19 protein-coding genes are annotated in these 23151 nt (G+C 39.0%); 11 read left to right on the top strand and 8 right to left on the bottom strand.

All coding sequences use genetic code 11. From position 1 onward, the window contains the following. The first annotated feature begins 181 nt into the window (after positions 1-181). A complete protein-coding gene (locus DCO56_RS06105; protein ID WP_108632804.1) occupies positions 182-1711 on the top strand; it encodes a DUF2931 family protein in 1530 nt (509 codons plus the stop codon). A 105-nt stretch (positions 1712-1816) separates the two neighbouring features. Beyond that, the gene (locus tag DCO56_RS29845; protein WP_281259352.1) at positions 1817-1945 is read left to right on the top strand and encodes a hypothetical protein; all 129 of its coding nucleotides are present in this window, start codon (positions 1817-1819) and stop codon (positions 1943-1945) included. Positions 1946-2059: 114 nt separating this feature from the next. Here the strand turns inward: DCO56_RS29845 and DCO56_RS06100 are convergent, their stop codons facing one another. Next, positions 2060-2743, bottom strand: coding sequence for a YceI family protein (locus DCO56_RS06100; RefSeq protein WP_108632803.1), 684 nt, complete (start codon positions 2741-2743; stop codon positions 2060-2062). A gap of 153 nt (positions 2744-2896) precedes the next feature. On the opposite strand from DCO56_RS06100, the gene DCO56_RS06095 reads away from it, so the two are divergent. From DCO56_RS06095 to DCO56_RS06085, 3 genes are all read left to right on the top strand, one after another. Next, positions 2897-3331: a winged helix-turn-helix transcriptional regulator gene (locus tag DCO56_RS06095; protein WP_342749291.1), complete on the top strand. Its 435-nt coding sequence runs from the start codon at positions 2897-2899 to the stop codon at positions 3329-3331. A 198-nt stretch (positions 3332-3529) separates the two neighbouring features. After that, positions 3530-4876: an alkaline phosphatase family protein gene (locus DCO56_RS06090; protein ID WP_108632801.1), complete on the top strand. Its 1347-nt coding sequence runs from the start codon at positions 3530-3532 to the stop codon at positions 4874-4876. Positions 4877-4901: 25 nt separating this feature from the next. Beyond that, complete coding sequence (locus tag DCO56_RS06085; RefSeq protein ID WP_108632800.1) at positions 4902-6740, top strand: cytochrome-c peroxidase; 1839 nt, start codon at positions 4902-4904, stop codon at positions 6738-6740. 105 nt (positions 6741-6845) lie between these two features. On the opposite strand, the gene DCO56_RS06080 is transcribed toward DCO56_RS06085, so the two are convergent. The 3 genes from DCO56_RS06080 to DCO56_RS06070 all read right to left on the bottom strand — a co-directional run bounded on the left by DCO56_RS06080 (position 6846) and on the right by DCO56_RS06070 (position 8786). Further along, entirely contained in the window at positions 6846-7358 is a 513-nt protein-coding gene (locus tag DCO56_RS06080) for a GNAT family N-acetyltransferase (protein ID WP_108632799.1), read from the bottom strand. A 198-nt stretch (positions 7359-7556) separates the two neighbouring features. Further along, positions 7557-7925, bottom strand: coding sequence for a response regulator (locus DCO56_RS06075; protein WP_108632798.1), 369 nt, complete (start codon positions 7923-7925; stop codon positions 7557-7559). Positions 7926-8228: 303 nt separating this feature from the next. Then, positions 8229-8786 carry a hypothetical protein gene (locus DCO56_RS06070; protein WP_108632797.1) on the bottom strand — a complete coding sequence of 186 codons (558 nt, stop codon included), beginning with the start codon at positions 8784-8786 and terminating at the stop codon, positions 8229-8231. 351 nt (positions 8787-9137) lie between these two features. Between DCO56_RS06070 and DCO56_RS06065 the strand changes: the two genes are divergently transcribed. Then, complete coding sequence (locus DCO56_RS06065) at positions 9138-9806, top strand: class I SAM-dependent methyltransferase (protein ID WP_108632796.1); 669 nt, start codon at positions 9138-9140, stop codon at positions 9804-9806. A gap of 47 nt (positions 9807-9853) precedes the next feature. Here DCO56_RS06065 and DCO56_RS06060 read toward each other — a convergent pair whose 3' ends face one another. The 4 genes from DCO56_RS06060 to DCO56_RS06045 all read right to left on the bottom strand — a co-directional run bounded on the left by DCO56_RS06060 (position 9854) and on the right by DCO56_RS06045 (position 14884). Further along, positions 9854-12142, bottom strand: coding sequence for a family 20 glycosylhydrolase (locus DCO56_RS06060; RefSeq protein ID WP_108632795.1), 2289 nt, complete (start codon positions 12140-12142; stop codon positions 9854-9856). Between the two features lie 248 nt (positions 12143-12390). Beyond that, positions 12391-12942, bottom strand: a complete 552-nt coding sequence (locus DCO56_RS06055; RefSeq protein WP_108632794.1) for a putative glycolipid-binding domain-containing protein — start codon at positions 12940-12942, stop codon at positions 12391-12393. A 294-nt stretch (positions 12943-13236) separates the two neighbouring features. Then, complete coding sequence (locus DCO56_RS06050; protein ID WP_241254942.1) at positions 13237-13665, bottom strand: hypothetical protein; 429 nt, start codon at positions 13663-13665, stop codon at positions 13237-13239. Positions 13666-14386: 721 nt separating this feature from the next. Then, positions 14387-14884, bottom strand: coding sequence for a DinB family protein (locus tag DCO56_RS06045; RefSeq protein WP_108632792.1), 498 nt, complete (start codon positions 14882-14884; stop codon positions 14387-14389). A 764-nt stretch (positions 14885-15648) separates the two neighbouring features. Between DCO56_RS06045 and DCO56_RS06040 the strand changes: the two genes are divergently transcribed. From DCO56_RS06040 to DCO56_RS06020, 5 genes are all read left to right on the top strand, one after another. Continuing rightward, entirely contained in the window at positions 15649-16098 is a 450-nt protein-coding gene (locus tag DCO56_RS06040) for a protein-disulfide reductase DsbD N-terminal domain-containing protein (protein WP_108632791.1), read from the top strand. A gap of 592 nt (positions 16099-16690) precedes the next feature. After that, the gene (locus DCO56_RS06035; RefSeq protein WP_245935784.1) at positions 16691-19720 is read left to right on the top strand and encodes a SusC/RagA family TonB-linked outer membrane protein; all 3030 of its coding nucleotides are present in this window, start codon (positions 16691-16693) and stop codon (positions 19718-19720) included. A gap of 9 nt (positions 19721-19729) precedes the next feature. Further along, positions 19730-21103, top strand: a complete 1374-nt coding sequence (locus tag DCO56_RS06030; protein ID WP_108632789.1) for a RagB/SusD family nutrient uptake outer membrane protein — start codon at positions 19730-19732, stop codon at positions 21101-21103. Between the two features lie 4 nt (positions 21104-21107). Further along, positions 21108-21686, top strand: coding sequence for a fasciclin domain-containing protein (locus DCO56_RS06025; RefSeq protein WP_245935783.1), 579 nt, complete (start codon positions 21108-21110; stop codon positions 21684-21686). A gap of 96 nt (positions 21687-21782) precedes the next feature. After that, positions 21783-23144, top strand: coding sequence for a Gfo/Idh/MocA family protein (locus DCO56_RS06020; RefSeq protein WP_108632787.1), 1362 nt, complete (start codon positions 21783-21785; stop codon positions 23142-23144). Positions 23145-23151: the final 7 nt, after the last annotated feature.

Genomic DNA, 23151 nt, shown 5'->3' with positions numbered 1-23151 from the left:
TGATTTGCAAAAAAAGAACGAATATGTATTGAATTCCCTTGAATATGAATTGTTTTGTACATATAATTCCATTTCTTATTACTTTTGGGGAAAGTTGTTCTTGTTTGTCAAATTGGGAATTTGGATCGACATGTAGACAGGGGGCCGCTATATATTTATCAATAAATAATAAAATCCATATATGGTTCTTAAAGCTACAATTTCAGCCTTTGTGATTACTCTTTTGGGATTATTGGCCATGTTGCTCACACAAGATGCCGATATGAATTTGGCTTATGCAGCATTTTGTGTTTCACCCTATTTTCTTTTAATTACCCTTATTTATTTTCATTTCAATAAGCTTCGGAAAAAACTCAATGTATTTGACAAGCCTAGTATTGTCTTTGAAGGTATTTACAGTTTTTTGTTTTACTTTATATTTTCCACATTGTTACCTGTACTGCTATTTTTCGGTACGTTGGGCGACGAACATGAACACAAGATATATGCTGATCTGGGCGGAGTAATTTCGGAAATGTTCCCTTTGATTTTAATTCTGAGTATTTTTTTGAGCTTATTCAGTAGCGTCACATTCGTTTGGGGCTTGCGATCGTGGAAAGCTTTGATATTAACATTTTTGGCCTATATTTTTTTCAGTGTGATCGTATCTATTTTTTCAACTGTTGGCCGTGAGATTAAGGAAGCTGAACAGGAGCGGAGAGACCAGGCCGATAATTTAAAAGAGGGAAGATTTGAATGGGCCGGAGCAATGAGTAATCCTGCAGGCTATCCAGTACAACTTTATAAGGGGACGTTCATCTTCCCGAAAGATGAAAAATATGAATTCACATTTAGCGAGGGAAATACCGTGAATTATCATGCAAAATGGGGTGCGGCAGGAGCCGAGACCTATAAAAGGATGATGTCATTGCCCAGAGCAATTGATATTACTTGGTACTCATTCTCGGAAAATGCTTTTTACCAATACCATGACACAATAGACTACAATAAATTGCTCACACTTTTTAAACAATCTTATATAGAACGACGAGCAAATAGCGACGTTGAAGAGCATTATGATAAGATTATTTTTGGGTTTGCCCCGGAGGGGAGGTTGGTGATATGGGCTGCTGGAACTGGTTATCGTCAGATCGAGATCGGTCAGTATCGGGCGAAAAAAGTTAGTATAGATCAGAAGATTTCTGACAATAAGGAAATGGTGCACGGAGATTTATTCAATCAGGAGTGGCGCAACAAGGTACTGACGGATACCATGATCGTTCCTTTGGCTATACAGCTAGCAAAAAAAGACCAACCTGTTTCTGATGATTACTGGGACAAAATAGGAGCGGCTTATACATGGTGTCCAAAGTTTGTGATTGCTCCAGAAATCAAAAAATACGATGCTAGTTTCCTTTATTTTAATGCTGAACGTTTTGCTTTTGATGAAAGAACACAAAATATAACCTTTGAAAAAAGGGGAATTCCACAGCATATATATATCAAATGGTATGATGAAAATCAAAATCGTTGCGCTGTAGATTTTGAATTTGATGAAGCGGATATTTTTAAAAAATTCAATGCTTTTTTTGATCGTGATAAAAATATAGCAGCCGAAATGGAAATTACCGTAGATACCCAAAATGGCAAGGGAACTGCGAAATTGAAAAATGGTGAACACCAGCTTTTGCTTATGCAAACCAAAATCATAGCATATGGTGAGAAGTTTTGACCTCTATCCGGGTTACCTGTCACAAATGAAGAAAAACTATAAAAAATAACTGATAACGATTTACGGATACTTGTTCTTCAAAAATTAGACCTAAACAACAGTAGCATGAGTGAGCTTCTTTGTGTTTCAACGGAAGCCATCAAAAAGGCAAAACAACGTCTAAAGAAAATAATGGGGGCACAAGATCAGGAGTCAATCTCCGTTGACCGCACTATTTCACCTTGGTTACCATAAATAAAAGGGATAAAAATAACTATAGCATACAGGTATTAAACAAGCAAGCTCAGAGAAAAGCTTGCTTGTTTATATTTGGGGTCTTAGGAAGCTGTAGTAGCTATTAGAAACCTATTATTTTGTATTATTCGCTACAACATTAAGTTCAATGTCAACATTTTGTGCGATCATCCAATCTTGTGGATTACCTTCTGTACCATAGGAAAGTCCCCAATCTTGTCTTTGAATCGTAAATTTAGAATAGAAAGTAACTTCATTACCGTTGAACGTGATTTTTGCAGGAAATGTTACGTTTACTGTTTTGTCTTTGATTGTCAAGTTACCGCTGACAGTATTTGTCGCATCAGCAACGACACTTTTTCCTTGAGCAGCATCAAATGGAGCAACTTTAGTGATTTCAAATTTAGCTGTTGGGTATTTAGCTGTATCAAAGAAGTCAGCACTTTTTAAGTGTGCATCTAAATCTGTTGATTTTTTACCACCGGCAGTTGTTGGGTCTACCGAAGCGCTATCGGTTACAATGGAATTGACGTCAATTGTAAAAGTACCACCGGTTATCGCATTGTTTTCAGCGGCAAGAGTACCCTCGCTTTTTAAGACACCATATCTAGGATTCAAGCCACCTTTGTGGTAACCTGTCCATTTTAATGTGCTTTTGTCTGCGTCTACAGTATAAGTCTGTCCTTTTTGTTCAGTCACTTCTTGTGCTGATGTTGTCTTAGCTTTGTCGCCACCTGTATTCTGACAAGATGCGAATAACAAAATAAGGGCTAAACCCGAGATTAATTGTTTTTTCATTTTTTAATCGTTTTATTTTTTAATATGATGTTTGCACTATTATATCTAATCGGCATCAATCATGCCATTTCAATTATCAATACAAAGGTATAGCATAGATAGTTTATTTTTGGTATTAGTTTCCTTAAAGAAACTACTTTCCAAAAAGATAGTATGCTGTCATCCTGTAAATCCGTATTTTTGTACTATAAGGAGATTGGATCAATGAAAAAAGAAGCGTTATCAAGTTCATCCAGTGGTTGCAAAACAAGGATACTAGCCATAAAAGATACCATGGAGATTTTGACTGGTAAATGGAAATTTCACATAATAGGTTCGTTAATGTTATTTGAGAAGCTGCGCTTTATGGAATTATTGCGCGAGGTTGATGGCATTGGTGCAAAAATGTTGTCCAAAGAGCTGCAAGATTTGGAAATGAACCATCTTATTAGAAGAACCGTATTGAATACCAAGCCACTGACGGTGGAATATGAACTGACTGATTGCGGGCGTACACTCGGTCCTATTATCGACGAAATCGCAAAATGGGGGATCACCTATAGAAATACACTTTATCATAAAAGTGAGACCAGCGAATCGCTTGTGTAGCCCGTTGATTCTAGAAGTTTATTATAGCGCAGTAATTTAGTTAGATGATAAGGACATTTGGAATATTGATTTAGGAATTTTTTTCTGTAAAGAACCTGATACGTATGATCTGATTTTTGGCTGTTGATATTTTGGAAAAATATATAAATCGTATGTTTGTTAGAGAATTTATGATCTAACCTACTAAAAGAAGACAGGATGCGATTACAGCGATTTTTTTATTTGTCTCTTGGAATATTAAGCATAAGCAGTTGTGGAATAACCAAGAATGCGACAAAGCAGGAGACTTCCTTTGATGAGGGAATCAAACAGATTAAACACGTGGTAGTGGTCTATATGGAAAATCATAGTTTTGATAATCTGTATGGCGAATTTAAAGGAGCAAATGGGATTGCCAATGCAAAAAAAGGTAATTTTTTACAAGTTGACGAAAATGGGAAAGTCTATCAATATCTACCAGAAATTCCAAGAAACAATTCATTCCCGACCAACCTTCCCAATACGTTTTTTAATATAGACCAATTTGTCCCCGCTGACAAGGCAACACCGGATGTGACACACCGTTTCTACCATAATCAATTGCAGATTAATGGCGGAAAGATGGATAAATTTGCCTTATATAATGATTCAAAAGGTTTAGCAATGGGGTATTATAATACGGAGAAATTGCCGCTGTTTCCCTTTGCACAAAAATATACCTTATGTGACAATTTCTTCCAGAGTGTCTTTGGAGGCTCTTATCTCAACCACGTGTATATGATTTCTGCTGCAATACCTACTTGGCCAAATGCGCCAACATCATTGATAGCGGAACTGGATGCGCAGGGTAAGATGGTGAAAGATGGTATCGTGACACCGGATGGATATGCAATTAACCATGTTCTTTCACGCAATCAGCCCTATCCGGCCAAATCGGATACATCCAAATTATTACCTTCTCAAACCATGGTAACAATAGGCGACCGTTTAACGGAGAAGAATGTTTCTTGGGCTTGGTATTCCGAAGGATGGGATGATGCTGTTGCAGGACGTAAAAATAATTTTGCCTATAACCATGAGCCTTTTCTTTATTTTGCCAACTATGAGGAAGGTACCGAGGGAAGAAAGCATATGAAGGATCAGAATGATTTTATCAAAGCTGCTCAGGAGGGGACACTTCCGAGCGTGTCTTTTGTGAAACCGGGCGGAGGGAATGACGAACATCCCGGAAGCTCCGCTGTTTATTCTTCAGAACAGCTTGCGGTAAATTTGATCAATGCTGTGTTGGAAGGACCTAATGCAAAGGATGCATTAGTCATTCTTACATACGATGAATTTGGCGGTTTTTACGATCATGTTAATCCTCCGGTAGTTGATCGCTGGGGGCCGGGAAGCCGCATTCCGGCGATTGTCATTGGGCCATTTGCAAAAAAGGGATTCGTAGACCATACACAATATGAGACCGTGAGTATTCTTTCTTTTATCGAACATCGGTGGGGGATAGCGCCGCTCGCTGAACGGGATAAAAAGGCTAACCCATTTAAAAATGCGCTTGCGTTCAAATAAAAGATTCTATAATTGACAAGAGGGGATGTATAGGAAAGCTGGCGTTATTGCGTTATTGTTAGCAGTGGTCTTGACCTTGGGATTTGGTACGAGCCATTCGCGGCATTCAAACCGGACGCGTCCTAATTCCCGGGAACGAAAGGTCCAGAAGAAAATTCTAGATCAGATGCTTTCTTTCCGTCAATATGTTAGCGATTCTCTTTCTGTTGAGGCACGGAAGAAGCAAGTAGATGTTGTTCGCCTACGGCAGGTCTTTCTGAAGGCTAGGTTGCTTTTTAAGGACTTCGAATGGGCCGCGGAATATTTTACAGCCGATTTGACAAGAAGACTGAACGGTCCACCAGTAGAGGAGATCGAAAATGCGGATTTGCTAGACCCTGCCTTAGCTCGTGGTATAGATCCAATGGGACTACAGGTGATAGAGGAATTTATTTTTCCAAATTATGAAACTGTCAATCAACAGAAGCTGAGAAGTGAGATTGATCATTTGCTGTTAAATACCGACTACCTCATCTCGTACTTTGCTGATCATCAGCTTGACGATTGGCGTATTTTGGATGCCGCCAAGCTGGAAATATTTCGGATCATTTCTTTGGGAATTACGGGATTTGATAATGCACTTTCTTTGAATAGTATGGCGGAATCGTCAAGATCGTTAATGAGCTTGCAAGAAGTTCTTATGCGGTATGGTGATAAAAGAAAAGATAGTGTATTGTTTGATGCCTTGAAAGATGGGATAGCTTATCTTCGACTTTATAGGGATTTCAATACGTTTGACCGGGCAATATTTATTAGGCATTTTGCAAATAAGATCAGTACGGGCATCGCACAGATCGGGCAGAGACTGCCCGGGGATAAAATTAGATATAACAGGATGTTGCGTCAAGAAGTTAACACATTATTTGATGAGCAGGCATTTAACCCAAATGCATTTTCTCCCGGACCGGAATTTCATTTGACCAATGAAAAAGTGATATTGGGCGAAAAATTATTTTATGATGTGCAATTGTCCGGTACGCGAACACGGAGCTGTGCTTCCTGTCATAATCCCGATATGGCATTTACAGATGGATTGGTCAAGCAGGAGGATATCCACGGTTCTGGGCAATTACTCAAGAGAAATACCCCAACATTGCTGAATGCTTCCCTACAATCGAATTATTTTTATGATATGCGTGCACTGACACTTGAAGATCAGATAAAAGAGGTGATTGTCAACAAACAAGAAATGGATGGGGCGCTGGGGCAAATTCGTCAATATGTTTCAGGGAATAAGCATTACCGCTTGTTATTTGATCGGGCCTTTCCAAAAAACAGGGGTGCAATCAATCCGGATCATATTGCTAATGCGCTTGCGTCGTATATTCGTAGCTTGACGAAATTGAATAGCCGATTTGACGATTATATGCGGGGAAAAGATGATGCACTATCAAAACAGGAAATACACGGTTTTAATTTATTTACAGGAAAAGCAAAATGTGCGACTTGCCACTTTGTTCCTTTATTTAATGGTGTGACTCCACCCAAATATGTTCAGAGTGAAGTCGAGGTACTAGGCGTCCCCGGCACACTTAAGGATTCTATTCTGGATGCTGATTTAGGATATTTTGATATTATTGGTGTCGATTCTTATAAATACGCATTTAAAATTCCTTCTGTTAGGAACATAAAAAAAACCGCGCCGTATATGCATAATGGTGTTTATCGTAACTTAGATGAAGTGATGGAGTTCTATAATACTGGTGGCGGAGCAGGTCTGGGAATTGAATTAGCCAATCAAACACTGTCCGATGAAAATCTTCATCTCACTGAAAGCGAGAAAAAGGATATCATTGCTTTTATGGAGAGTTTGGAAAGTAGGTAAAAAATCTATTGGATCTTGAACAACTCGAAATATTCCTTTTTATAACGAAAATCAGGAATCTGACTGTCCCTATCAGCCCCGATTTGAGAGTAGGACGTTTATGTATTAAAGCGTTAGGCTATAATACATAGAATAACCACTCGTACCATCCAGCCATTGTACCAGTTCCCGATGACTATATTTGAAACCTGCCCGTTGGATCGCTGTTTTTGAAATTGTATTGGTTTCCCGATGGCTAATACTGAGCTGTTTTAGCTGATGTAGGCTCACCCAGGTCATTCTAATTCTGTACAGCAGCTTTGATAGTCCTTGACCTCGATGTTTTGGTCTAATAAAAGATTGTCCAAAATAAGCTTCCGTATTGTTTAGTAAAAGTAGGCTGGTCATTCCGATCAGATTGTCTTTTTCGAAAAGTCCGAACACAATTCGAGGTGATTTGATACGTTCTTGCCAGTCCATGTCAGAGAAGCTTGCCTCTGCAGGGTCACTCCATCGAAATAAGGTCGGCTCGGTATGAATTGCTTCCAAACGAATTGATTTATAGTACGCAAATTCGCTCTCTAATAATTGACGAATATGATAGGAGCTAGAGTGAATGATTAATGGTTGATCAGGCATGGAAAAATGATTGTTTTTAATCTTTAATTGTATACTGCGAAAGTAGGCATAAACACGTTAATTTCAAATTGCCTGTGAGCGTAATAAATTTAAAATCTTGAACGACCTATAACCAACATAAAGATCAAAAAAATAGAGACCGATAGCAGAAGCGGGGAGGGAGGGAAACGCGAGAACTATAGGGGTCGTAATTGATTCTTAAGAACAACATAATAAATCTGCCACCATATTTTCTAAATCTTCAAGGTCAAACGGCTTTGCTAAATAATTGTCTGCTCCTGCTTGTTTGGCTAATTGTTGTATATCCGTATTTGCTGAGAGATATATGACTGGGATATCCCGGAAGGAGGGGTGAGATTTAAGCAGTCGTGTTGCTTCAACACCGCCAATTTTAGGAATCCAATTATCCATTAGAATTAAATCAGGTTGTACTTCTTCCACTTTTTCAATGATATCATGGGAAGTCTCGGATACTTCGATACGATAACCTATGGTTTCGAGAATAATCGTACATACTTCAAGAACATGCTTGTCATCATCGAGCATGAGTATTGTTTTAGTGGACATATGGTAGCTTTAAAAGGTAGGGCTAAAATAGATAAAAACAAATACGCAGGGTAGAGGGTAAATACTTGTTTTTTTTAGAGTAAAAAATACCCTTTTTGTTAATATAAGCAAATATTTCAAAAGGTTGAGTCGTCATTGTATACCGAATGCGATTCGGGTATTTAAACGACTTCTTTTAATGACGGCTAGGTTTTTAACGGATAAATAGTATTTGGCGTATTAAAAAGAGATCAAAGATGGGGCACGGATATCCGGAGCTTATTCGATGAATATTAGTTGTCATAAGATGTGTTGATATGAAAACTAAATAATCGTCAACATATTCAAGATATTTTTTCGGTATTCCGGATCTTTTTCCCTTAACTCTAGAATTCTATTTTTTAGGTCAATATTCACATACCATTCTGCATAATTCTCTTTTTTGTTTGTGTCGTCGAAGAAAATTTTGGTCTTTATATACTCTTCGTCAAAATATTCAGGCTGGCCACTGAGCACAAATGCCGTAGAGACTACGGTCTCATTCATCCTGAAAGAGCTACCTTCAGTTTTAAACAATGCACTTAAAGCCTTCGTAAAATTATCACTTAATTCCCCCATAGAGTAAAAGCTAACCCCTTCTTGATAAAATCTTTTTTTATCAACTTCTGTATTTACAATTCCTAGTTTCATATCACGTCGAAATGAGACTTCGATGCCAACGGTTTCTTTTTCCCAAAGACCCTTTGCCTGAATAATGTAATTTAAATTTTCATCATTCCAGCTCTTTGTTATGGTTAATTGTAGATCAACAAAATCTTGGTCTTCACTGACGTCAATCTGACTTAATCTACGCTGTCCTTTTAAGAAATTTAAAAAGCTCATACTGTATTGTTAATATGTTTTCGAGTATGACTTTAACAAAATTGTCTGAATTGCATCTGATTAAAATAGATCGCTCTAGATTTGTCGTTATCATAACTCTGGCTAAGTATAATAAAGATAGTAAAAGTTTTGATTCCATACAGTGCTCGATGGAAGACGATGTGTTTTTCAATTATAATGATTCTTGTCGGGTAATCCATTCCCGATGAATACAGCCAGCGGCCATTGGTCGAATTGTCTTTTAAATATACTTTTTTGTAATCGAAATAGATTTTGGCTCAATTCAGCTATCTTTATAGTAGCAATAAATTCAGTGTTTAATTAGTTTGTGTTCAGTAATATTTTTGAAGTGTGAGCAAAGTAGAATTATTTGAAAATGAAAGAGCAAGTGGCTACGATCAGTTTGTAGAAGCTTGGATACCAAATTACCGGTATTTTTTGGATTTTTTACCCAAGTTGTTTTGGGATTCGGACCCGAGCGAAATATTGGTTGTTGGCTGTGGAACCGGTAATGAGATCCAGCAACTTGTAGCTAAGGAAAAGAAATGGAATGTAACAGGTATAGATCCTTCGCCGGAAATGATTCAGCAAGCCAGACAGAAACTTGAGGGATATACGAACGTTAGGCTTATTGAAGCGTTAGTCAGTGATTTGGAGGTTGACAGAAAATACGATGCGGCCACACTATTGTTGGTTCTTCATTTTCTTGAAGATAATGGGAGCAAATTAGAATTGCTGAAGCAAATCGGTGATAGGCTAATCTCAGGAGCATTGTTTGTGATGCTGGATATCACCGGGGATGAACGGATGATCAGGGAAAATCTGAAAATTCTAAGACTCCTATTGCCTGATGATATTACCGAAGAACAGATCGATCATCGATTGAATAGGATACAGAAGGAACTTTTGCATGTGCCTGAGGACCGGCTTGCCGCCTTATGTGTTGAAGCAGGCTTTGAGGCTCCGGTGCGTTTTTTTCAATCAGCTATTTATATGGGCTGGATGACAAGGAAAAAATAAATTTTCAAAAGATATAAAAAAAGCCGCCCTATTGGGGGCGGCCTTATCTAATTTTTATGAAAGAAGCAATCATTGGGTATGTCTGTGACTTTAGAACCGTTAACACTATATTGAAGTTTTAGTGTAAAGCCTCCGCCGGCTTCTAAAAAGTCAACGGTTATCGGATGATATCCGGATTCGAGGGCGATCTGTCCACTTTTCATGATTGGTGCATGTTGTCCGTCATTGTCTACGACCACCTGATTATGAATGCGCAAGACACCGCCGTCGTCACAAGTGAAATAGAAATTATAAATTCCCTTTTCTTTTACATATAAATAACCACAAATTTTTGTGCCAAAGGCAGGCATTTTGATGGTATCACTCAAATGGATATTTTCGATAATTTCTTTGCGTACTGTTTCGCCCGTTATTGCCGCTGTGTTTGTAAACGTGCCTTTAAAAAACGTTGCGGTTAATCCTGGACTTATATTCTTTATCCCTTCAGAGACTCCCCGTTTCCAGGAGTCATTTTTTAAGTTTACTTGATACAATTCACTTTTTGCTCCCGAAGAAGATATTGTTGCGAAGCGTACGGTTCCTTCTTTTTTGACGATAAGTGAATCAGTTAACACGGGACTATGCTGAGTTGGTAAGCTTCCGTCAATAGTGTAATGGATAGCATTTTCCGGAAGTTCATTTTCAATTTTCAAGATGGATTGTCCATCAACAATCACCTGATTATCAGCGAAGCCTTTTAAATCTGGCATACGGTAGCGTAGTCCCATCTTGTTCCAAAGCCCAAAGTGGGCGATTAATCTAGTTCTATAGCTTTCATATAATGACTTGTTAGTCCAGACCCGTTCCGCCAGAGCGCTCAACCTGGGCAGAATCATAAATTCTAACCGTGCTGTCGATGGGATCATTTCCGTCCATATATTTGCCTGTGCTCCTTGGATTAGACCTGATTTTTCCTTTAAGATGTCTGAGGGGATTACGGACATATTATAGACGGCATCGAGGCTGCTGCTATTAGGCAGGTAGTCAAAATACAGGGGATTGGTCGGTGTCATGATTACTCGATGACCACGATTGACCGCCTCCCGAGCTGCGTTTTTAACCCATCCCCGCCAATACATGACCGTCATTGATGTATCGGAGCTACCATCAAGTATTTCATCCCAACCTATACTACGTTTATTTTTCGAACGTATAAAATTATTAACACGTTTGACAAAATAGCTTTGTAAGTCATGGAGATTGGCGATGCCTTGTTCTTTCATAAATGTCTTGGCCGCTTCTGAGTTCGACCATGAATCTTTTTCTACCTCGTCAGCGCCGATATGAATATAGGGAGATGGAAAAAGCGCAATGACTTCACTGAGCACATTTTCAATAAATGTATAACTGCTTTCTTTCCAGGGACTGATCGGTACAGAGAATTGTTTCCCCCAGCCCGCCGTCTGACTGTCCAACAATAATTCAGGATAGGCTTGGGTTGCGATCATCATGTGCCCCGGCATGTCTATCTCCGGAATAATTTCGATATGTCTGCTTGAGGCGTAGGCCACGATATCTTTGATATCTTGCTGGGTGTAAAAACCGCCATATTCTTCACGTCCATTGTTGATGCGTTTGAATTCCTGAGGCAGATTGAAGTCCGGATTCTCTTTCGCTTTGACAAAACAGGCCGAATCTTGGTTGTTATATGTCCTCCAGGCACCCTGTGATGTTAGCTTCGGGTATTTTTTTATTTCGATACGCCAACCTTGGTCATCTGTAAGATGCAGATGAAGCTTGTTGAATTTGTAGAATGACAGGAGATCAATAAATTTGTATAGATAATCTTTTGAAAAGAAGTGCCGCGCTACATCTAGTTCCACACCGCGCCATTGAAATGCTGGCTGATCCTTAATTGACAGATATGGCAAACGAATACTGCCATTGGGTTTAGCTAGAAGATACAGCTGTTGTATTGTCTGTAATCCGTAAAAAATCCCTTGATCGGTAGAAGCAGAGATTTCAATTCCTCTTTGATCAATTGTTAGTTCATAACCTTCCTTGGAAATCTTACTTTTTTTAATCAATCTCAGTGCTGCGTTGGCATGCGCTGTCTTTTTTTTGGAGATGTTTCCGAACAGCGATCGATCTATCCAATGATCTAAAGAATTTGTGGAGAAGTCGGGATCAATAGTATAGGAGAGTTCTCCCTTCGCTAGTTGAAAGAAACCCGCAGATGATTCCAGTTGTTCGGGAAAAGGGATCAGCTGGGGGATAGGTTTTTTTTCTTGTGCAAAATTGGTTTGCGGCCAATAGCATACAAATAATAAAAGGATCAGTGAAATAGCTTTAAACATGAAAGTTCTTTTTTGTGATTTCTTAATAGATTGTGTGTTTAGGAGTTTGCCCAATAGAATTTATCTATTTGGTATGAAAAAACTCGGAGCCAATATAGATATATTTTGCGTAAAAGAAGGTAATAAAAAAGCTATACTAATAACACTATAATAAAGCCTATAAGCGTTCTGTTCAGTTTGTCGGTCGGACAGCACAGAATCACATTGAGCGAAGTTTTTACGTTGGCTCTGCTTTGGGATGATCGAGACTAGTTTTCCGCTATCTTTTCGAATAAACCGGGATAGGTGAGGACCAAACCGTTCTCATCTACCTGAATATGAGCGGTGAAATCACTAACTATATTTTCATACAGATACTCGTGTAAATCTGTCCTTGTATAACGTTGACGAACAGGTTTGATATCGCTGTTGATCAGGTCGACATACATGATATCTATTTCTTTTGAATCACCAATTTCAAGCTGTAGATTGTTTATTGGCAACGTATTCGTAAATGGAGTCAAAGAGATATCTATATATTGAAAACCCTTGAAGTTCGGATCGACGGAATGATTGATTTCCCAATTGGTATCTATTTTTCTCCCGGTGAGGGTGTTTTTGACAGCATTGACCTCGGAATCAATAAAAAACTCCTTGATCTCCCACTGCTTATTTATAATCAGTCGATAGGAGGCCGAATAAATTTTTTGCTGATAGGAACCTATTATTTTTGATGCCACAACATGATAATCTTCATTTTCATGTATGCTGAAATACTCTAAAGAGGGGAAAGCGATTCCCTGCCATAATAATGTTTTCATTTGATGGTCCTATATTACGTTTTATTTAACGGGCAGCATATGTTGTCGTTGTTCTTGTTCGACTTCGTTCTTGACTCGTTGGTTGATATTGATTTTTGCATTGATGAATGTGAAAATCACAGTTCCAAATTCTCTTGCATAGCTGTTTGTAATGGAATTAATGGAAACTCATCCCGATGTAAGTCATATATTGAACTTATCAATTGATACTGAATGATAAATTTCAGCAGGATAAGGCTTACTAGAATAATAAGTTTTTTCATTTAAGAACGGATTTTTGCATAAGCACCGGTTCTATTTTCTTTCTATCGTAGATATTTGATTGTCAGCTTCCATTTTGACCACCTCCGTGCGGGCTAAAGTAATCTTTTCTGAATAACTATCACCGCGTTGTTCTCTCAATTTACGAAGACCTTTTGTTCCCTCTGCTTCGTAGTCATTGACATCGAAAGTAATGGAATCCGTCGTGACATTAGCCACGCGGTATAACGTGTACATGGACTTTCCGTTTTCTTTCCGTTTGATTTCATATACATCACCAGCGGCCGGACTTTCCAGGTATTTTTTTGTTTTAATGGATCCGGATATTCCCGCTGCTGCCGCAGATCCGAAGAAAAGGCCGATTAGGATTAATCCGGAAAAATATCCAACGGGTGTCTTCGGCATACCACTTGAACGGATTGTTGCAAGGGTTTGGGGATCAATCTCACGTTGGTAATTCACTTTTTTGCAATGATTACATACGCTAATAATCTCTGTACGATATGGAAAAATGGGGATCCAAAAGATGTGAAAATATTTTACCTGTTTGTAGGCATATAAGGATCCGACTGTGTTGCAATAATTGCAAGTCCCAACAGCTGCATTGGAGTTGTTTTGTAGTAACTTTGTTCTTGTTCCGAAAATAATCATAATCAAGGTTTAAATATGCTGCTTCTTATATTTGCTTTGAACCTCTAGCTTATTTAGTATAATTCGCTAATTGGTTAATTGATTTTTTTTCAAAAATTATGCCATTATATTGACGCTTCGTGTGATTGATGGATACAGGACGGTTATTAACCTCAAAAGACCGTGTTTCCGGCATGCGAGTCCAAGTATCTGAACTATTTTCGGTAACTATTTGAGAATTATTCGTGTCTGATTCGAGCTTTAAGCATACCTGAGTGCAGGTGTTAGGATAGTCTGGCCATCATGTGAACGTGGTTTTAGAGAGTATAACACGGACTCACCTCGGACACACTATGGAAACACCACGGATTCATCCTGACGCTGTCCCCACTACGGCACGCCGCATGCTCGGATGAAGCTCCCAATAGCGAACTTGTCTCTTTCCAGGAGCATAGCGAAATTATATAAAAACAGTCTTAGATCATAAGTGAAGGTCGATCGCGGACTGTTTTTATGCATATTCATTCAAAAAACTTTAGTATGTTAGACTATACTAAAAGTTCTGTGAATCAGCAGAAGGTCCGTAACTTGACGGTAAGGGAATATTATTCAGCCTATAATAAACACCCAATTGCGCCCTGTGATGTGTGATCTGATTTAAAGAATGACGGATTGCTTCATATTTTGTCCAACTCGCCAATTGATGGCCTGCATTCTTGATCGTCCAAGTCGGAATTAAATCCTCTTCCGTTGCATTTTCTATAGCTTTTTTACCAGCCTCGAAATCTTGGTCTAGTTTATTGAGCAACTCTTCCCGTGTTGAGAGGATTGTAGGCTTATACCCGCCATCAGCGAAATCCAGTTCGGACGTTTTCAAAATTGTACTTGGCCACTCGAACACCTCCACGAGATGGGTAGCAAGGGGCATGATTTTCATGCTTTTTTCATGTGGAGCATAGTCATTTTTGCCTTCAGGAAAAAGTTCGATAAAATTTTTGGTGATCTGGTACTCATTTTCAAGTTCAGATTTTAGTTGTTGAAGTGTATTCATCTTGTTTTTGAATCTATTAATTTAATACTTTTTGATACGATGCTCTTAATTTTTATCCACTCATTTGAACAAATGAAAGATTGTTCTGTTTTTTTTTATTCTATGACAAAGATAATCATGGATATTGACAGCACTATGTCAGCATGGGGAAGGGGAATTAATTGTTTAAAACGTTCTTTTCTGCTGTGTTTGCAGCGATTTGAATTATGTTTGAGTGTGTTCTAATTTTTTTGAATGTTAGTATATTACGGTTGTGTGATGTAAAAAACGCTTGAAGTGGGGAACTTCAAGCGTTTTAACCTAACCAATTATTAACCTAAATTATGAATTTTAAATATTGCGATTTTTGTGCCAAAGATTATTTTTCCCGCATCTTATAACGTAACAAATCTGTTGTTACGAACTTTATAATCGCAATAAAGGTCTTTGGGTAAAATGATAACTGAGTTGCTATTGCTTTCCCTTTTTTAGAAGACAAAAAAAATCAGGTAAGAAGATTAAAAAAATAGTATCGAAGTGTAGATTATGTTGTTTTTCCTGCTGTTTTCAATAAAATTTTTTGATTTAGCTGTATGTTATTGTCTTTTATATTGTTTATAACGAATATTGTTGTGGATATTTTTGTCTTTTTATTCAATGTAACTCTTTTAATGTTTCTGTCGGAAATTGATAAAGCCTATGTAAAATATATTGGCGCCTAAGAAATAAAGTTGTTGGAGACCAATATGGAAATCTTGCGCAATAAACCAAAATAAATATAAAAAATGAAAAAATTAGTATTGTTAATGACTGCGGTTATCTTTATGGTAACTGGCGCCTTTGCTCAAATTCACAAACCTGTAAAATGGACTGTAGCCAGTAAAAAACTAAATAACAAAGAGGCTATAGTCTATGTCAAGGCGACAATTCAAAATGGCTGGCATATCTATTCGCAAAATGTAAAAGATGGGGGGCCTATTCCGACTTCATTTAATTTTGTTAAAGCAGCGGATTACGCCCTAACAGGTAAAACTGCAGAACCAAAACCAAAAGTAAAGCACGAAGAGGTTTTTAAAATGGATGTAGGATATTTTACAAATGAAGTAATCTTTCAACAAAAGGTTGCTTTGAAAAAAGGAGCAGCAACAGTAAAAGGTACGGTAGAATGGCAAGCATGTGATGCATCGCAATGTCTTCCTCCAGATGAATACGCCTTTGCGGTATCGATTAAATAATAAAATATTTAGCGTGAAAAAATCCCGTTTGTAGATTTACAAACGGGATTTTTTATGATTATTGTTTTTTTTTACATCGTACAAAATAAGTTGTGCAAATAATACGTTATTAATGCAAATACTTTTCATAAAATAGGTTAATATATGGCTAAGACCCTAGAGTTCCCCGCTCTAGGGCTTTTTTATGACCTGCTTTATACCTTCTATTCGAAATTATGATAATTTCCGCAAGCAAGGCAGTCTGCGGTTTGATGTTCGTCAAAATTTTGAAAAACCCATTTGGAATTTTTATTGACTTGGTTGGGAAAGAAAACAGTATTCATGAATAGATAGTGGGACAATATAATGTTTCTTGAAAGTGGCTTCGTCACATAAATGTTACTAAAATTAGCGCTACACATACTATTGTTTTTTTATAAACGTTAATTATTTGATAATGCTTAATGTTTTAATGTAAATGTTTTCATTAAAATATTTTTTATTAATCGTTATCGATAGTTAATATGTGATATAAACTTAAAGTTTTCATATGAAATTTAGTGCTAACCAGTGTAACCTTCAAGGACCATATTATGTTTTATCCTTATTTTTTTTGTGCAGTATTTTAATTTTTCCTGGGATTGTGGGCGCTCAGCAAAAGACGATCACTGGTAACGTGATTGATGCGACCACAAAGTCGCCTTTACTTGGAGTCACCTTAAAGCTCAGCAATACAAAAAATGTGACGGTGAGTACGGATAAAAGGGGGGGCTTTGTATTAGATGATGTGGCTATAGGGCAATCTATTACTTTTTCATTTGTGGGCTATTCGAGTCAGACAATAAAAATAGACTCACGTGCAAGTTACACGATTGCACTAGTTGCTGTTTCCAATTTGATGGAAGAGACTGTTGTGGTGGGATATGGGCGTCAGAAAAAACGAAATCTAACCGGATCTATCGTTTCCGTGGGCGCTTCAGAAATTGCCAAAACAACATTGCAGGATCCCATTTCAATTTTACAGGGACGGGCCGCGGGCGTGCAGGTTACGTCCAATTCTGGCGCGCCCGGTGGGGAGATGAGCATACGTGTTCGGGGGAGTTCTTCATTGAACTCGGGTAATAATCCGCTTTTTGTTGTAGACGGTATTCCACTGGAATCCAATTCCATTTCTTCTTTAAACGGTACTGAAAATTCCGGGCTGAATCCGATGACGGATATCAATCCGAACGATATCGCTTCGATTGAGATTCTTAAAGATGCTGCTTCCACTGCGATTTATGGGGCTAGAGCTGCCAATGGAGTTGTGATGATTACGACGAAACGAGGTGCTGAGGGCAGACCCGAAGTAATCTTGAATGCAACTGCCGGAGTGAGTGCCCTAACCCGTAAACTGAGTGTTTTGAACGCGAGGCAATATCGAGAAGCTGTTCTAGATTCCTATCGTGGGATGGCAAATCCTGAGGAACCATTTTATACGGTTATAGATTCGCTCAATCCCATGAACAATGGCGATGTAGACTGGCAGGATGAGTTGATGCGTTCAGCAAAACAATATAAGTTAGATCTCTCTGTACGGGGAGGGAATCAAGGGACAAAATATGCCTGGAGTTCATCATATTTGGATCAGGATGGTGTGATATTGAATTCCAATTACAAGCGATTTACCTCCCGATTGAATGTCGACTTTACGATTTCCGATCGGATCAGGATAGGGCAGAGTATTTCCTATACAAATGCAGTCAACAACCGGACAAATGCTGCGGGTTCAGGGAATCTGAGTATTATCCGGAGTTTACTGATACGGCCACCTATTATGTCGATGTATCTACCCAATGGATCACTGAATGGTTATATGATCGGACAGCGGAATCCCGTTGGGATGGCTTTGTTTGCAACAAACCTGAACAAGAGTAATCGCATCGTTGGAAGCCAATATCTGGAAATTGATCTTTATAAAGATCTTAAATTCCGAAGCAATGTAAACCTGGATTATATTTCAATGAAAGAAGATGAATTTATGCCATCCATATTGGATTACCGCGAGGGGTATAATAAAGGTGCTGTACGATCTTCCGGAAACCTTACCTGGGGCAATGAGAGCTATTTTACCTATACCAAAAATGTAGCCAATGAACACAATATCGGAGCGGTATTAGGAATGAGTTTTCAGAAATGGCGTTATGACAGGACAGGTCTCGATGGAGAATATTTTCCAAGTGATGATATCCGTACATTGAATGGTGCATCTGTCATTTCAAATCAAGGTGTAAATATTGCTTCCGAACATGCCATGCTTTCTTATTTCGGTCGTGTAACTTATGATTATCAGGGTAAATATTTGTTGGAGTTCAATCTTCGTACAGACGGTTCTTCCCGTTTTGGTCGTAACAGACGTTTTGGATTCTTTCCCTCTGCGTCAGCGGGCTGGCGTTTTGTAGAAGAAAAAGGGATAAAGAATTTGGGTTGGCTTAGCGATGGTAAGCTTCGTTTTAGCCTTGGAAGTACCGGAAACGAGGCCATCGGTGATTATGCTGCGAGAGGAGAGTTTACTTTAGGAACGAACTATTTGGATTTTTCGGGAGCTGCACCGACAGTAATGCCCAATCCGAGCCTTACTTGGGAAACAACGCGTCAATATAACCTCGGGTTAGAGCTTGGCTTTTTAAAAAATAGAATCCTGTTTTCTACCGATGCCTACTTGAAGAAAACGAAAGATCTGCTTTATAATGTGCCCATGCCTGGGACTACGGGATTTGAATTTATTACACAAAATATAGGATCTATTGAGAATCGAGGATTAGAGTTTAGCCTACAGACCCGTAATCTGGAGGGAGCTTTTAGTTGGAACACAAATATAAACGTCAGCTTAAATAGAAATAAAGTTACATCGTTGCCTAAGAATCTTCTGACTGGCGGCCATATTCAAAATGGTGCTTTCCATATTCTGCAGGAGGGTTTGCCTATCGGTGTATTTTATGGTTGGCGTTTTCTTGGTGTATATGCACGTGATGAAGACAATACAAGTGGGGTAACAAATGGTGCGAATGGACCTGTATTTGAAGGTGGAGATCCCATTTGGAAAGATCTGAACAATGATAATATTATTGATCAAAATGACCGCGAGATTATCGGCTATGCTGAACCGAAGTATTTCGGCGGGATCTCCAATGATTTTAGTTATAAGAATTTTCATTTGAATGTGTTTTTTCAATATTCAGTCGGCAATCAGATTTATAGTGAGTTGAATCATCAGCGAAATTCAATTGTTCGTTATAATAATCTGTCTACAGATGCTCTTAATCGCTGGCGGGAACAGGGAGATCAAACAGATTTTCCTCGATTGATCCGGGATGATCCAAAACAATCTGATAGTCGGGTGCAAAGTCGGTGGGTCGAAGATGGTTCTTATCTGAAGTTAAAAAACATCAATTTGAGGTATTCTTTTGACCCCACCTGGAGCAAACGTATCGGTTTGCGTAAGCTCGATGCTTTTGTTACTGCTACAAATCTGATTACCTGGACAAAGTATACAGGATTTGATCCGGACGTCAATTCCTATTCTGGTCTTCGTGTAGGGTTGGATGAGGGCTCATATCCACAAAGCCGCACATTTATGTTTGGTTTAATCCTTGGACTTTAATAAATTGTGATGAAAAAATTGTTAAAATATACATTTTGTTCTCTTCTATTTTTATCCGTTATCGGTTGTTCAAATTCGTTGCTGGATAAGGAACCTATTAGTAATGTCTCTGGACAGGGCTACTATAAAAAGCCCAGTGATGCGCAGGCTGGTGTCAATGGCATCTATAATGGCCTGCAATCTCTTTTTCGCCAGAATTTTGCTTACTGGGGAGAAGGGCGGGCCGATAATATTATGACCCGTCATGCCGGTGATCCTGCTGCTCTGCAACAGAACACACTGACTCCGATTATCAATTCGGCACGTTGGGATAATTTTTATACGCTTATATCCCGGGCGAACTATGCGATCAAATATATTCCGCAGGCATTCGGAACTGAAGATAGCGAACTTAAAAATCAGTTACTTGGCCAGGCTCATGCCTTAAGGGCACTAGCTTATTTTTACTTGGTTCGAATATGGGGGCAGGTACCTTTGGTTACGGAACCATATGAGGGATTGGATCAGGACCTATTTGTCAAGAAGAACACTGAGGCGGAGGTATTAGCCAAGGTTGAAGCAGATTTAATTTTGGCAACGGAGAATTGTGCCACAAACTATTCGGGCGCCAGAAACCGTGTACTGATTACCAAAGGAGCAGCTTATGCTTTTCTGACGCAACTCTATATGTGGCAAAAAAAATATGCGAAGGCGATTGAAATGGCTGAAAAAGTACTCGCAGACCCGCAATATGCCTTGGTGCCAATTGAGGATTGGAATAACATCTTTGTAAAAGGAAGTAGTACCGAAAGTATTTTTGAGGTCGGATACAATGAAGTACAACCCAATAACCTCCGCGTGTGGTATGCCAATGGATCGGATAGTGATTATGTACCCAGTGCGGGTTTTATTGCATCAATCGAACCCGACGATCTTCGCAAGCCTCGTATTTACGATGTGTCTCAGATTCAGCCCCGTAAGATATGGAAGTTTTTTGGACAAGGATTTAATGATGAGAGCCCAGAACCCTCAGCCGGCAATATTGTATTAACACGATTGGCCGATATCCTATTACTAAAGTCCGAAGCCCATGCCCATTTAAATCAGCCTGTCGAAGCATTGGACTTACTAAACCCGATCCGCATCCGTGCAGGGCTTCCCGCTTTAGATCAAAATAAGGCGCAAAGCCAATTCGGAAGTTTAGTTGCTAGTATTTTGCACGAGCGATCTGTAGAACTTTGTTTTGAGGGACATCGTTGGTTTGATCTCCTGCGAAGTGAAACCGCTATTTCGACAATGAAACCGATCAATGGCCTCTCCGATAAACAAAATTTGCTGTGGCCAATACACGAAGGTGAACTTCTTAAAAACCCAAATTTGCAACAAAATGAATTTTATAGATAATCTTATGAAGAAGATAAAATATATCGTTATTTTTTTTCTATGCGGTTTTGGTACGCTGTCATTGTTCTCTAGTTGCGAAATACAAGAAAGCTTTGAATATGACTACGCGGACGACAATAGTAAATTGAATATGTCAGCATGGACATATATTCAGGGGAAGGATTCGTTGTCCTTACTGAAACAAGTTATCTTGCAATGTAAGGATGAAACATTGTATGAACGTACAGAAAAAGCGACCTTTATTCTGCCCACCAATCAAGCTTTTACAGCATATCTAAAAGAAAATAAATACGACAATATTGCCGCTGTTCCGGTACCGATATTGAAGGATATTTTGCGTTATCATATTGTAAAGGCGGTAGTGAATTTTAGCGATCCTGTCTTGGCTCCGAGTAACAAACCAATTGCTTATACGACTGAAAAAGGTGAAATAATGTACTTGTCCCATACCAGTACCTATGTCGGGCTTATCAATGAAGGGACCAATAACCAATGGCAAATCCGTACATCTAATTTAGTACCGGATAATGGTGTCATCCATATCGTTGATCACATTGTTTTTTTATCCGAGAAGACGAAATAGGTATATTGATGGCCTTTTTTCTCCAGAATGTCCTGTATACAAACATTATGTTCAGTTTATTGTTTTGTCTTATACTAAACAATATGCCAATAAATTATGGTTGATTACACACTGAACCGAAGAAAATTCATTCTGGGGACAAGTGCTTTTGTTACCTTATCTGCTTTAGAAGCTAAAGGATTGCCTTTTGAACGTCCGCCTAAAAATATCAAGGTTGGACTGATCGGAGCGGGCTGGTATGGGAAAAGCGATCTATTTAGACTGATGCAGGTCTGCGATGTCAATGTAGTTGCGATTTGCGATGTGGATAGCCGGCATTTGCAGGAGGCGGGACGACTGGTCGGGGAACGCCAACGCTCGGGACAGATTCCAAAGCTCTACAAAGATTACAGGAAAATGCTTGCTGATAATCAATTCGATCTCATTCTGATTGGTACGCCTGATCATTGGCATGCAAGACAGGCGATAGATGCGATACGTTCAGGAGCGCATATCTATTTACAAAAGCCCATTAGTGTAGATGTACTGGAGGGAGAAGCGATACTTCGATACGCGCGGAAATATAATAAGAAGGTGCAGGTAGGAACGCAAAGACGAAGTACAGCGCATCTGATTGATGCTAAAAAGCAGGTAATAGACCAAGGATTACTCGGTAAGATATCGCATGTGGAGATGTGCTGTTATTATCATATGCGAAGGAATGGAAACCCTCCAGTGGAACCGGTGCCGGATTTTCTTGACTATGAGATGTGGACAGGCCCTGCTCCTTTACGTCCTTACGATGGCTTACCTCACGGGGGATGGTGGCGAACTTTTATGGAATACGGTAATGGTATTACGGGCGATATGGGGATGCATATGTTTGACACGGTTCGTTGGTTGTTACAACTCAAGTGGCCAAAGAAAATTAGCGCGACAGGAGGGATTTACGTGCAACAGGAGGGAAAGTCGACTATTGCGGATACACAGACAGCGGTATTCGAATATGATGAGCTAAATTGTGTATGGCAACATCGTACCTGGGGTGGTCCTGTGGATCCCGAATACCCTTGGGCGTTTATTATCTATGGCGATAAAGGAACGTTAAAGGGAAGTGTGATGAAATATGAATTTATTCCAGTAGGTAAGGGCACTCCCATTAAAAAAGATGTTGTTTATGAAAAAGAAAAATTTCCGGAAGATTTGGAGGAACCTCGAATTGAACTGCATACAGCTCCAGCTACACGACAACATCTATTGGATCTATTGTCTGCAATAGAACATGATCGACCGCCCGTGGCTGACATTGAAGAGGGGTATATATCGACAGCCTGTTGTATCCTCGCTAATATTTCGATGCAATTAAATAGACCATTGCGCTATGATCCTGAAAAAAAAATATGTACCGATGATCCAGAAGCGACCAAATTATTGAAAAGACCTTATCGAACGCCTTGGCAACATCCCAATCTGGCGTAGTGTAAAT

The sequence above is a fragment of the Sphingobacterium athyrii genome (assembly GCF_003071065.1).
Classification (GTDB): Bacteria; Bacteroidota; Bacteroidia; order Sphingobacteriales; family Sphingobacteriaceae; genus Sphingobacterium; species Sphingobacterium athyrii.
The sequence above is the reverse complement of the archived record's forward strand: the minus strand, read 5'-3'. Positions and strand labels throughout refer to the sequence as shown.